Below are 12,338 nucleotides of genomic sequence, written 5' to 3'. Positions count from 1 at the left end.
ATTGGATCATATCTATCAAGCAGCTTAAGTGTTCAATTTATTATTGCAATTTACGGAAAAATGTTTTATTAATTCAATACAAAAATTGTGATAATAATTATTTTTTCTTCCATCAAAAAGAGTATCTATTTCTAGAATATTTTCCGTATTGTCCAAGTATTTGGTGAGATCCGGCTCAGGTAATTTTATAACTATGTCAAAGAATCTATCTAAATAATGGTATCCATTAAATTGATTCCCATAGTAACGTCTAATAGTATTTTGTAACTGACTTATGTCAACTGAAAAGATAAAAGTTACATTTGGATTGTTAAAATAATGCTTAATACGTTCTAATACTTTTACAGCATATGTTGGTTTACATCTATCTAGCTCATCAACAAATATTATTAGTTGTCCGTTTTCAGGAGCTAATTCGGATAGTGTTTCGTTAAATTCTTTTTTTAATTGCTTTAGACTATTACTATTCTGATTTTTTAATAAATTATTCTTTAGCTCTTTAATACCTCCACCTATAGGTGTAGTAGCAGCTAAAATATTTACTCCTATATCAATAGCTTTAATAACTGTCTCTTTAACATTTGATTTCCAATTTGACTGAGCAATGCAAGTTAAGATTGACTCAATAGGATCTGAATTTTGATCATGTTCCCATGCATCATAGTAAATCGTTCTAAAATTTTTTTGATTAATTATATTCACATCTTGATCAACGCCTAATTTTTGCACTAACTTTTGGTGATTAGGTAAATTCTCCAGCATATATTGACACTGTTTAACAAAAAAGGTTTTACCCGTTCCCCATGCCCCATCTATTGCTATTGACCAAGAACCATCTTGTAAATTAAGCAGTTTTAATAAATAAAATATATCTTTATTTCTGCCTGTAATGTCCTTATCAATTGATATTTTTAAATTATCTTCTGTTGGGAAAATGTCATATTTTTTCATTTATTTTCCTTTATTTTATAAATTAACGTCTACTTACTATCCTTCTTCTTAAACATCTCAAGCCACAAATCATAGCCACGCTTTTCATCAGTGGTTAAATTATTAATTACTCTATCAATAGCTTGATCTACAGTTTCATCTTGCGTTGTAATGCCCAAAGCATTCTCAAGTGCATTGATCTTAATTACTGTAGACTTTTGCAAACGAACAGTCTGGTATGATTTACGACCAGTTTTAGGGCGACCAACACGACGTTTTTCAACTTTTGTTTCTAGATCCTTCTCTACTTTTTGAGTAGTTTTCATTGGGTCATAAATTTCTTGAGGTTTTGAAATCTCTGTCTTTTTTACAGGGCGAGGTTTCTTAGCCTCTTTTTTTGTATCTTTTTTAAATTCAAATTTAGCCATTTAGCATATCCTTACTTTTCAAACGTTCTACAATCTCTTTAGTTAGCTCAGAATAGATATAATGGATTTTTCTATCATGAATATCAGCCTTAGTTAACTCATGGTCTGCAATACCAGTTCTGTCGTATCTCTTTAAGCGTTCCATATGATGAATAATTTGTTCAAATAGAGCATCTTCACCAAAGTCTTCTTTGGCATCTTCTAGGATTTGATCATCTAATCCGGATCTTGTCTTAAGCAGCACGGGAAGTACACCCAGAATGTCAAAATCAACATCACTATATGAGTTATACATTTGTTGTAAGTACTCAAAGAAGGTCTCAGCACCATCAAGAGAGCGTTGTTGTGTCTGTAAGACGATTACAACCTCATCTGTTGCATAGATGGCTGAATCAGTGAAGACAGATAGAGTAGGAGGAACATCAATTACAACTACGTCGTAGTCGTCTTTTACCTTTTCTAATTGTTTTGCAAAATATGAGATACGTTGTTCCTTAACTGCAGACATTTCAGATTGTAAGGAACTTGGATTTTCTGCAATCTTTTCTTTATCAGGCATAAAAGTAATCTCAAGAAAATCAGGGTAGCTCTTGAAGTCTTCACTTGAAGGGAGTAAATCGAGATTATCCATGATATTAACAATCGCAGACTTAATATCTTGTTCGCTTAAAGCGACCATCATAGTTTTATCAATTTTAAGGTCTTTCCCATCATGCTGTAAGCCATAGGTACGACGTAAAAGTTGAGTGGCATTTGCTTGTGGATCAAGGTCACATACAAGAGTCTTGTAACCCATCTTTGCAAGTTGATAAGCAACCATGACGCTGTTCGTAGTCTTGCCCACGCCGCCTTTCATGTTTCCAAACAGTAAGGTTGTAGCCATAATCTGTACACTTTCTATTAATACTATATTTATAACTTTGTAATTAGTTTACTACAACAAATTATTAAAAGATATAGGCAAATAGTAGATTATATATTGTAGTCAGTTATATATTTACTATTTGTATTTGTTTACTACAATAAATACAAATAGTAGGTTATATATTAAAATAGATGCAAATTATTTTTGATGGTTTGAAAAAATTTTTTTCAGTAAAATATAAATAATTTACCACAAATATATATTGTGGTAAATAAATAAATTACTACAACAAATAAGCTAAATAAAAAAATAAACCTTGATTTATCAAGGTTTATGAATGTAGTAAATTAATTACTGTCGTATATTATATATTGTAGTAATATATTTATTTACTACAACAAATTAATATCGCAAACAATTGACTGTATAAAGCTTAGAATTAGGGCTTGTTTTTATCCAAAAAATGAGTGATACTAATAGCAATAAAACTGAATATGGACATAAAAAAAGCCCTTGATCGGTATTGGCGTACCTCTCAAGGGTTCTGGGCAACAAAAAAGTGCCATAAAATCATCTTTGATATCTATCATACCATGGTAGGATAGAATTTCAAGTCAAGCATTATGTTGTCTAGCGGCATCCTATATGCTGATTTATGCGGTGATAGCAAAACCGATATCAATGGCTTGAAAAAAGGCTGTGCTTGCCGCAGCCTAGAACAAAAGGCAACGTCCTTAGTGTATCTGTCTATATATATGCTAGGGAAGGTCATCGGGTAAGAGCCAGAAGCCCGGACAAGGAAAACTTGAAACCTAAAGCAATAGCTATGGTAAAAACTGGTGAGTTGTAAGTCGATACCTTGAGCAAGTATCGCAGTGGCTTAACCTCGTCTTATGGTACGTCTGTAGGCAGACAGTGCAGAAAGCACTGAAATTTCCTAGTAAGCGGCTATAAGAACTCAGGTAGCGTAATAGGGAGATTATCAAATCTTGAAAGAGAGACACGTAGGGTACGTTGATGCGTGGAAAAAGATAATCAGACGCTTGAAACAACGTCTAAAGGCTTTATGGACCAATTGACCGACGGTGACCGACCGATGTAATTCGAGTTAAGTAGTTTTTTCTTCTGTGCAAACAGGGAAAGACTCTGCTTTCTCTCTGGCTCCCTCCCAATGTATTTTTTCTACTGAGATTTTTCAAATTTTTATTGTATTTCTTTTCTAATTTGGATATACTTTTATCTGCATCAAGAAAGAAATACATTTAATTTACATATGAAAGATAACTAAGCAATGATGACATCGCGCGATTTTTGAGTGATGAGAAAGCATCATTGCTTTTTTTGTGCAATTTTTGCTTTCTCTTTGATTTTTTAATTTTTAGAAGAATTGGAGGAATAGGAAATGGCAGTACAAACTGTTTTTAACTCAAGTAAACTTCGCATTGATTACATGAAGGAAGGTTCTGAAAAGTTAAAATCTTTAACTTTGACTAACTTAGATAAGAATGCGACTAATGAACAAATTGGACAAATTGTTGATAGTGTGAAGCCATTGATTAATGGTACTATTGCTGCATTCTACTTAACTAAAGTAGAACGTGGAATTGATGATGCTGATTAATAAAGAGAGGGGAATTTTAAATGGCAAAAAAAGTTTTGAAGTTAGTCTTTAAGAATGCTAAAGAAAAGTCAAAAATGATTACTATTGCAGATCCTAAGGAAGGCCTAAGTAAAGAAGTAGTTCAAGAATCTATGACTAAGATTGCTGCTACTAAAGCTTTTACTAAAGATGAAGTAGTTTTATACGATTCTGTTGATAGTGCTAAATACTACACAACTCAAGCAGATGAAATTTTTGATAATGAAGCTGAATAATTTAATTAAAGGGTAAGGGTTTTTCCCTTACTTTTTTATTTCTTGGAGGAAATAGAGATACATGGGAGAGTTTCTATCTTTAGTTGGATATTCTCGCCCGGTATATAAGAAGTGCGGCTTATGCAGTAGAGTCAAGGATTGCCACTATAGGATGGATGTAAGAAGTGCAGAAGCATCATCAATGCTTGTGGGGTCTTTAGATTTGTGCAAGACCTGCGCTCAGAATATGGGAGAGATTATTCAAAAATAGAGTAGGAGGTAAAAGTTGGAGTTAATAAAGTTAATATTAGATCAAGCTGGAGGAGTGGCAATTGCGATTTTGCTTATAATGCGAATAGAGTCCAAGTTAGATGGGCTCACTAATGCTGTCGTACAGTTATCTGAAGCAATTAGACCACCTCACAATTGACCTCGTAGATATACGACAAATGTATGTATTTATGCAATTTGAAAATTTAATGGAAAAGTTTCTGGAGGATAAGCGTCTAGAGGGAAGAGCTCCAGGAACGATTGAAGAGTATAGATTTCGACTAACTGAGTTCGGGGAATTTTTAAAAGAAAATAATTTAAAGTATCAAGACCTTACAAGCGCTGATATATCAGCATTTTCACGATATCTTTTCAAAAAAGGTCAAAAAAATCAAACAATTAAAAACAAAATAAGTACTTTCTGCGTAATAAATAAATGGATGGTCAAAGAAGGACTTTTACCAGAGGTTATTGTGACTGACGAACACTATCCAAAAATTACTAATACGAAGAGAATAAGACGACTCACAGATAATAATTTTAAGCAATTTAAACATCATATCAATGGACTGCAGCCAAATATTCGGGCTGCTTTCTATTTGATGATTGGCACTGGATGCAGAGTTGGAGAAGCTGCTCATCTTCGTCCAGTAGATGTTTCTCTTCGTGGAGGAGCAGTTTATATAGACATTCATGATGCTAAATGGGGTAGTGATCGAACTATACCTATAACAGATAAAGAAGCTGCTCAGATAGTTTGGAAGTATAGAGAAGAATGTACGATCGATAATCGTCCTCTTTTCCGAATTTCTAGACGGACTTTACAATGGTATGCTACCGATTTTTCTAAAAAAACAGGAATTAAATTCCACTGTCACCTCCTTAGGCACACTTATGCGGCTTTTCTAACTGAAAAAGGAGTACCGTTGCCGACAATCCAATATCTTTTAGGACATAAAAGCCTTTCAATGACCGCACATTACGCACAATCTGCAATTACTGACCTTTCAGAGGTTACACCTACAATTTAGAAATGGAGAAATAAAAGAATGAATGATATTAAGTTACTTGGCAGACTAGCGCAGGCACCAGAATTAAAGAAAAGTACCGCAGGCCATACTTATGCTTGGTTTACAGTCGCAGTTCCAAGAAAAAGTGACAAAAATGAAGCTGACTTCATCAGATGTGTGGCATTCGGTAAGTTAGCTTCCGCAATGGAGCAATACTGCACTAAGGGGCGTCAGATTCTAGTACAGGGTCGTCTTCAAGTAAGTCAATCTACTGACCAACAGACTCAACAAACTCGATATCATCATACTGTAGTAGCACATGCTGCAAACTTTTTGCATGATCCTAGATATGCTCAAGCATCAACTGAAGCCCCATTTTAGGGCTTTTTAGGCTGTCAATGGTACCGGAGGGCATGCCCGAGGATAAGGAATTGACAGCTTTTCTTGCTCCCAAACTTTCCTAGCAGTGGAAAAACGAAGTTTTCCCCTGCCTAACGGCGAGTGATTGGGGTTTGGGGCTTGCCCCATTTTTTATAAATCTTGTATTACCCCCTGTTACTAATAGGGGGGTAATAAATACAAATATAATTAGAAATAGGTTTTATAAATGGCTTTATATCAAGGATTAGAAGTGATTATTGATTGGTTGGAGTTTACAGTAATGGATACTTCACTAAAAGATGTGATCGATCGTATTTTGAATCTTCCTTTTTCAGACTTTTCACTACTTGAAAAAGGCCGTTTTGGATATCAGAATCAGCTCAAATGGAAAACAGGACATGTGTATGTAATGTTTACTGCCGTTGGTAACGAAATTAACGAAGATATACAAGTGAGAAAAGAAACTGGTGTCCATGTGATGATTACGGGACAAGGTTGCAAACAGTACTCCGTGAATAATAGCTTACAGACACTCTTAAGGTTTCTCTCAGCACAAGAAAAAGTAAATTTTTCGAGAGTAGACTTAGCAATTGATGATTATGAATCTAAAATCATTAACTATGATAAAATCCATAAATCAGCAATTAGAGGTCATTTTACCTCTAGATGGTCAAAATGGGACGAAGTAAATTCACGCCAGTCTTCTACAGGAGAATTTCTTGGAAGGACCATGTATTTTGGGTCTCAAGCTTCTGATTTATTTTGCAGAATTTATGATAAGACGTTAGAGAGAAAAGCAAATTCAGAGCAAGAAACTGAAATTCCAAAAAAATGGACTAGACTTGAGCTGGTATATCGTAAAGATCGAGCCAAAAAAGTAGTTGAATATTTAGTAAAAGGCGAGAAACCACTGGGCCATGTGCTGAGAGGGACATTGAGACGCTATTTAAGATTTCTTATACCATCAACTGATCAAAATAAATCTAGATGGCCGTCTGCAAAATGGTGGGATCGACTACTTTCAAATGTAGAAGAACTGCAGCTCACAATCCAAAAAGAACCAAAATCAATCGAAGACATGACAGCTTGGGTAGATAAGCAAATTTCACCAACGATAGCAGCGATTATGAAGGCTCAAGAGGGTGACATGGGCTGGCTACGAAAAATCATCCTAAAAGGATCAACAAGGCTCACACAGAAACATTTAGACGCAATTAGTATGTATAAAGGAAGTGTAGTATGACTAAATATTCCCAAATAGCAATAGTTGATAGTATGACACCGAGATCGGTTGAGTATTACGAAAAACTAAAAAAAGTTGGGGTTAATGATGTAATAGTTACTTTATCACGATCAGGATATCCTAGTTATTCAGAAATAGCAGAAATTCATACTGATATTGCTAGACGCTTAGATATGCGAGTACACGCAGCCTTATCTACCGACCTTAAAAGTCCTTTCCATGATGCAAGACACTTCTTTTCAGTGTATAAGTATCTAGGATATAATTTTGGATCAAAAACTATGATTATGTGCCATCCTGATGGTAACGTAAAGAATCAGGCTAAAAACCTTCATGAGCTGCTAGGATACATTTCTTATTTCGTCAATAAAGATGATCTAGATGTCGCTATTAGCAAAGATGATCTTGATGAAGGTGTAATAAATCTTGAGGATATTCCAGATTATTTTAATTTAACGTTTATTAACCCCGATAAACTAAATGCTGGTGTAGATCGGGCTGGAACATGGATTTATACAGAGTATTTTGAAGATGAAATCCAGCTGCTAGGCTATGACTACTATGGATTTTATACAGGACAGAGTAATCAGCTTACGCTAGATACTGAGTATGTAGCTCAAGAAGGTGATACTTGGGTGACAATTGCCACTCGGTACGGTGTATGGTTACCGAAACTGCTTGATATCAATGATGCCAAGTATGAAGATCTGGTAGTGCCTGGTCAGCATATAAGGTTGTTTTAAAAAAAAGAGAGGGTCCCGAAGGAAGCTTCTGGCTCGAAAAGTGCTAAACGGAAGACGCGTAAGCGTCTGGAGAGCACTTGAGAGACAGTTGCGCCCGTAGGGACCCTCTCTTTTTTTATTAATGTAATTAAAAACCCCCAGAGGTGCACTCCGGTCGCTCGGGTCTAGCCTTAGATGCTTCAGCCGGCTTGCGCCGTCTTCCGTATCATCTAAGCCGTAGCCCCTGCGCTCTCTCCGTGCACCTCTGGGGGTTCGTAAAAATGTTATTTAATTCTAAAAAGAAGATGAAATAGAAATTTATCATGCCTAAGTAGTAATGTCAAAAAACTAAGAGGTTTATATTAAGATAGGTTAGTAGACCAATTTAATTTTACATAATGCATATTATCGGCAGAAGCTGAAACCCGCTTTTAGCAAGGGCTGAAAATTACTGTTTTAAAACTATGTGAAAAATTGTCCGTATAGAAAAAGAGAATTCTGATTTAACAGGATTCTCTTTTTTGCTTTTCAGTAAATTTCACAATTAGACCAATAATGATGCAAAAATTTTTTCTGATAGTAATATGTTTTAGGTATTAATTACATTAGATGGGTAAAAATAAAAAGTCATAACAGTTATAATATTTTTCAATTTTCCTATAGCATTACTCTAATGTTTTGCGAGTTTCAGACTCGTTATATATTAACTATTATTTCTTATTTTAAATTTAGCATTATGTTTTTGCATATATTTATGTCTTTCACTGGTCATAATTTTTTTATCAATATGATATCCATTTATTTTTGCTTCATTAATAAAATTAGGATCAGCATCTTTTGCAAAAATTGGTTGTCCGTTTGAGTCAAATGTCATTTTATATTTATCTACATATTGATCTGGATTACCTGGTGCTAGTAGTAATGCATTTTCGGGATCATATGCTGCATCGGTATCGTAGTTTCTAAGAGCATCTGCAGAGGCATATAAATGAGAAACGACAAGTCCCATGGTTTCCTTTTTAGTAAACCAGCATATTTTTTTACCGTAAGTCTTAATACTTTCCTCGTAGACAGCTTTTTTCATCAACCCAAATCTATATGAGTCTCTCTTAGTACTACCAGGTTCCGGAAATAATTCATTAGCATTTTCAGCTAGTATTACTTCCCGTTCATCCATTTTTCTACCTCTTACCTCAAATAGCGCCATCTTACTTAAGATATTCCATAAATATCTAATTTGATTGTATTTTCTAGCCTCAAAAGAAATAGATTTTGCCCACCGAGTGTCATTTTCAATATCTTTTTCTTTCGCGTATGTTTGGGTAAGTATTCGGTAATCATTAATTAAACCAATGAGTTCTAAGGCATTCAATTTCTTACTATTACGATTCAAAATTGTTTGGACTAAAAATTTTATCTGATTAAATTGATCTTTATTTGTTTGAGAAGAATTGAAACTTGCATATGTATAAACGGTATCAGAAAATAACCGTTTTAATTTTTCTTTATCTTGCCCAGGCTTTATGTATTCTTTGGCTGCTGGTACGTAGCCTTGAAAATAGGGTTTAATAAAACCTAATTTAATGTATTGATTTATTTGCTTTCTTGTTGTAGCACCACTAGAATCATCATTTTGGTAAATTTCTTTTATTTTATTCTCTAAATCTTTAGAGTGAGTAACGTTTTGATTTAATCGATTATTTTTTCCTGTTTTCGAACGAATTACTAATTCATCTTCAGTTTTATTTCCTAAATCATATTGATCAATATGATTAATAATTATTTCTAGTGTTCTAATAAATTGATTCCCATAAAAGTCTGATGTTCCTAAGGTTAACTTCCAGTAATCTTCATATTTTTGATCTTTAATTACTTTCTTATGTACCAAATCTATACCCTCCAATTTAAGATTATAAGTAATTATATGAGATGGTGACATTTTAGCTCCATTATGTTAGTCTATTATCTAAAGGAGAATTTAAATGAGCTTAAATTATATAGACTTATTTTCTGGAGCTGGCGGCCTTGGTCTAGGTTTTGAAAGAGCCGGTTTCAAGAATATATTCTCTGTTGAATTTAATAAAGAAATTTCAGAGACGTATAAGTATAATTTCCCAAATAATCACCTTATTGTTGATGATATAAAAAATATAACAGCAGCACAAATAAAAAATTTAAAAGGAGATAGTGATGTAGATGTAATAATTGGAGGTCCCCCATGTCAAGGCTTCAGTATGGCTGGAAATATTGGTAGAAAATTCGTAGATGATCCAAGAAACCATTTATTTAGAGAATTTGTTCGGGTTGTTGATATTGTAAAACCCAGAATGTTTGTCATGGAGAATGTTGCTAGAATGGCAACACATAATCATGGGAAAACTATTGAAGAAGTATGTAATGAATTCGAGAAAATTGGGTATCATGTACAATATAAAGTTTTAAATTCAGTCTACTATAGTGTTCCCCAGAATAGACGTAGAATATTTGTTGTGGGAGTTTCTGATAATATGGATTTTGGGTATCCTACCCCATCATTTGACTTAAAAACGGTAAAGGATGCTATTGACGATTTGCCAAAACTTGGAAATGGGGAAAGATCAGATGTTCCAAATCATTTTGCTATGAAACATACACAGCAAATGCTTGATAAAATGGCATATGTTAAAGAAGGAGGCAGTAAACAAGATATTCCGGAAAGCATTAGACCTAAATCTGGTGATGCTCGCAAATATATTAGATATGATCGGAATAAACCTTCAGTAACAATCACAGGAGATATGCGTAAAGTATTTCATTATAATCAGAACCGTGCATTAACTCCACGAGAACTAGCACGTATACAAACATTCCCTGATAATTTTATTTTTCAAGGAAATAGTATATCCATTCAACAGCAAATTGGTAATGCTGTTCCTCCTCTTCTGGCTAAAGCAATGGCTAACTCTGTAAAACAAGCTTTAACCATAATTTCAAATCATAAATATCCTAAAGTTAATTACATAGGAAATAAGGAAAAATTATCAACATGGATTGCAGATAGTATGCCCGATAAAACTAAATCAGTTTTAGATCTTTTTGCTGGGGGTAATTCTATTTCTTATGAATTAAAGAAACGAGGATATAAAGTTATATCTAATGATGCACTTTTTTCTTCATTTGCTCTGTCAAAAGGATTAATAGAAAATAAAAATACTATATTAGATGAAGAGGTAGTAAAACATGCTCTTACAGTGCCTGTAGATACTACTGATCTAAATAAGGTTAATTGGCTTGCAGATAATTTATATTTTTCAAATGAAATGGAAGAATTAGCCAAATTGGTAAAATATTCTTATTCTCTTGAAGGATATCAACGATATCTTTATTTATCTCTCTTAAGAAGAGCGATGATTCGCAAATTACCATACTCAAGGATGAATTTAGATTGGAAAAATATAAAAAAATTAAGAGATGAAGATTATTCTTATCGAAAGTATAAAAGACGCCGTGCATATCATAATCAAACTTTCGCGCATCATATGTTAGCTGAGCTTGAATCATATAATAAAGCGATTTTTGATAATGGAGAAAATAATATTGCTCTTCATTTAGATGCAGTATCGGCTTTAAATTCTATTGATTCAGTTGATGTAATTTATATGGATCCCCCGTATCCAGGAACAATGAATAATTATGATGGATTTTATGGGAAATATGATAAAGTATTCAACGAACACATAAAATTTGATGATTTAACACAAAGCTCTACGTTTCTTAAAGAACTAGAGCATTTGATTGAATTATCTTCAATCAAGTCAAAATACTTATTTTTAAGTATTAATTCAAGGATAAAACCTTCATATGAAGATGTATTAAATTTATGTTCGTACTATGGCGACGTCACTTTGCATAAAAAAAAGCATAATTATCAAGTAAGTGGTAAGGACAACAAAAATAAAAATATGGAGTTACTTATTGAAGTAAAATTTTATAAATAAGATTTTAAATTTTTAATCGAATTTATACTTTTGATTAAAACAAAATACCGTTAAATCTGGTCTTAACAACCTGTATTTAACGGTATTTTTTATTGATTTAAAACTTATAAAATCATTAATCATTATTTATTTTATCTTCATATTTAACAGTAGGGCTTAATAAAGCACAGGACTTAATTAACGTATCTTTGTATCCTGTTGGCCATTCTATGCTTGCTTCTTCGGAAATAACAAGTGTAGAAGTATTACTTGAATTATTAAATATAAAGTTGTAAATTTTATTAACCTCATTTAACATATTTAAATTCTTTTGTGATTCTGAACCAAGTAAATTTTTATAATAAGTAGTAAATGAAGAACTTTTGGCTAATATTTCTAATGTATTATTTAATGCATGTCCATCAATAAAATTATTATACGCTTCAAAATCATATTGATTTAAGGCACACATTAAAGGCAAAATAAATGTATATATAATAAATTTGCCGTGATTAGAATATGAAAAGCCATGGTGAAGAGTACTATTAATTAAATTGTAAGTAGCAGAATTAGTTTTTAAATAGAAATGATTTATTTGACGTAGACTAAGAGAAAAATGTTTTACGCCGATTGTAAAATCAAATTGAACACTTTAGAAAAATAAAAAGTCCATCTGGAC

General features: G+C 33.1%; 12 protein-coding genes. 7 read left to right on the top strand and 5 right to left on the bottom strand.

What is annotated here, in order from left to right:
* Positions 1-24: 24 nt before the first annotated feature.
* Genes CP370_RS08210 through CP370_RS08200 form a run of 3 tightly spaced genes read right to left on the bottom strand, consistent with a single transcriptional unit; the run spans position 25 to position 2,241 of the window.
* Complete coding sequence (locus CP370_RS08210) at positions 25-951, bottom strand: P-loop NTPase fold protein (protein WP_087712483.1); 927 nt, start codon at positions 949-951, stop codon at positions 25-27.
* 29 nt (positions 952-980) lie between these two features.
* Positions 981-1,358 (bottom strand): DUF5388 domain-containing protein, encoded by a 378-nt coding sequence (locus tag CP370_RS08205; RefSeq protein WP_087712484.1) that lies wholly within the window; start codon positions 1,356-1,358, stop codon positions 981-983.
* A complete protein-coding gene (locus CP370_RS08200) occupies positions 1,351-2,241 on the bottom strand; it encodes a ParA family protein (protein ID WP_004899011.1) in 891 nt (296 codons plus the stop codon). Before CP370_RS08200 ends, CP370_RS08205 begins: the two co-directional genes overlap by 8 nt.
* 1,384 nt (positions 2,242-3,625) lie before the next feature.
* Here CP370_RS08200 and CP370_RS08195 point away from each other — a divergent pair.
* From CP370_RS08195 to CP370_RS08160, 6 genes are all read left to right on the top strand, one after another.
* Positions 3,626-3,844, top strand: coding sequence for a hypothetical protein (locus tag CP370_RS08195; RefSeq protein WP_087712485.1), 219 nt, complete (start codon positions 3,626-3,628; stop codon positions 3,842-3,844).
* Between the two features lie 20 nt (positions 3,845-3,864).
* Positions 3,865-4,098, top strand: a complete 234-nt coding sequence (locus tag CP370_RS08190) for a DUF2922 domain-containing protein (protein WP_087712486.1) — start codon at positions 3,865-3,867, stop codon at positions 4,096-4,098.
* 362 nt (positions 4,099-4,460) lie between these two features.
* Positions 4,461-5,378 carry a site-specific integrase gene (locus CP370_RS08175; RefSeq protein WP_087712487.1) on the top strand — a complete coding sequence of 306 codons (918 nt, stop codon included), beginning with the start codon at positions 4,461-4,463 and terminating at the stop codon, positions 5,376-5,378.
* Positions 5,379-5,396: 18 nt separating this feature from the next.
* Entirely contained in the window at positions 5,397-5,738 is a 342-nt protein-coding gene (locus tag CP370_RS08170) for a single-stranded DNA-binding protein (protein WP_087712488.1), read from the top strand.
* 226 nt (positions 5,739-5,964) lie between these two features.
* Positions 5,965-6,981, top strand: coding sequence for a replication initiation factor domain-containing protein (locus CP370_RS08165; protein ID WP_158227043.1), 1,017 nt, complete (start codon positions 5,965-5,967; stop codon positions 6,979-6,981).
* Positions 6,978-7,724, top strand: a complete 747-nt coding sequence (locus tag CP370_RS08160) for a LysM domain-containing protein (RefSeq protein ID WP_087712489.1) — start codon at positions 6,978-6,980, stop codon at positions 7,722-7,724. Before CP370_RS08165 ends, CP370_RS08160 begins: the two co-directional genes overlap by 4 nt.
* Positions 7,725-8,406: 682 nt before the next feature.
* On the opposite strand, the gene CP370_RS08155 is transcribed toward CP370_RS08160, so the two are convergent.
* Complete coding sequence (locus tag CP370_RS08155; RefSeq protein WP_087712490.1) at positions 8,407-9,591, bottom strand: hypothetical protein; 1,185 nt, start codon at positions 9,589-9,591, stop codon at positions 8,407-8,409.
* Positions 9,592-9,685: 94 nt separating this feature from the next.
* Between CP370_RS08155 and dcm the strand changes: the two genes are divergently transcribed.
* The gene (gene dcm, locus CP370_RS08150) at positions 9,686-11,680 is read left to right on the top strand and encodes a DNA (cytosine-5-)-methyltransferase (RefSeq protein ID WP_087712491.1); all 1,995 of its coding nucleotides are present in this window, start codon (positions 9,686-9,688) and stop codon (positions 11,678-11,680) included.
* A gap of 115 nt (positions 11,681-11,795) precedes the next feature.
* On the opposite strand, the gene CP370_RS08145 is transcribed toward dcm, so the two are convergent.
* Positions 11,796-12,131 (bottom strand): hypothetical protein, encoded by a 336-nt coding sequence (locus CP370_RS08145; protein ID WP_087712492.1) that lies wholly within the window; start codon positions 12,129-12,131, stop codon positions 11,796-11,798.
* Between the last annotated feature and the right edge of the window lie 207 nt (positions 12,132-12,338).

Origin of the sequence: Lactobacillus sp. UMNPBX19, assembly GCF_002553805.1 — a bacterium.
Lineage (GTDB): Bacteria > Bacillota > Bacilli > Lactobacillales > Lactobacillaceae > Lactobacillus.
The sequence above is the reverse complement of the archived record's forward strand: the minus strand, read 5'-3'. Positions and strand labels throughout refer to the sequence as shown.